Below are 980 nucleotides of genomic sequence, written 5' to 3'. Positions count from 1 at the left end.
CCCCCTCTGGCCCGCGGCGGCGATCCTCCTCGGCCTGCTGCCCGCGTTCGTCGCCCCCGACCCCAAGGAGCCGTCGTGATCCGCTTCGAGGACGTGTCCGTGACGTACGACGGTACCGCCGAACCCACCGTCCGGGGCGTCGACTTCGAGGTCCCGGAGGGTGAACTGGTCCTCCTCGCCGGCCCGTCCGGTGTCGGCAAGTCCACCGTCCTGGGCGCGGTCAGCGGGCTCGTCCCGCACTTCACCGGCGGCACCCTGCGCGGCAGGGTCACGGTCGCCGGCCGCGACACCCGCACCCACAAGCCGCGCGAACTCGCCGACGTCGTCGGCACGGTGGGCCAGGACCCCCTCTCCCACTTCGTCACCGACACCGTCGAGGACGAACTCGCCTACGGCATGGAGTCGCTGGGCCTCGCCCCGGACGTGATGCGGCGCCGCGTGGAGGAGACGCTCGACCTGCTCGGCCTGGCAGACCTGCGCCACCGTCCGATCGCGACGCTCTCCGGCGGCCAGCAGCAGCGCGTCGCGATCGGCTCGGTCCTCACCCCGCACCCGAGCGTCCTGGTCCTGGACGAGCCGACCTCCGCGCTCGACCCGGCCGCCGCCGAGGAGGTCCTGGCGGTCCTCCAGCGGCTCGTGCACGACCTCGGTACGACGGTCCTCATGGCCGAACACCGCCTGGAACGCGTCATCCAGTACGCCGACCAGGTCGTCCTGCTGCCGGGCCCGGGTGAGCCCCCGGTCCTGGGCACCCCGGCCGAGGTGATGGCCGTCTCCCCGGTGTACCCCCCGGTGGTGGCCCTGGGCCGCCTGGCGAACTGGACCCCGCTGCCCCTGACGGTGCGCGACGCGCGGCGAAGGGCGGCGGACCTACGGCAACAACTTGCGGCGCAGAGCGGCAACGCCCCCAAGGGGCGCGGGGAACTGCTCGAGAAACCACGAACAACCCGCACCCGCCACTCCTCCGCAACCCCCGAGCC

At 73.7% G+C, this 980-nt stretch carries 1 protein-coding gene; it reads left to right on the top strand.

From position 1 onward, the window contains the following. Positions 1–75: 75 nt before the first annotated feature. Positions 76–980: ABC transporter ATP-binding protein (locus tag CA983_RS44095; protein WP_244207367.1), on the top strand; the 905-nt coding region annotated here is incomplete at its 3' end.

Origin of the sequence: Streptomyces swartbergensis (assembly GCF_002148965.1) — a bacterium.
Lineage (GTDB): Bacteria > Actinomycetota > Actinomycetes > Streptomycetales > Streptomycetaceae > Streptomyces > Streptomyces swartbergensis.
This window is presented reverse-complemented; position numbering and strand designations above follow the sequence as displayed.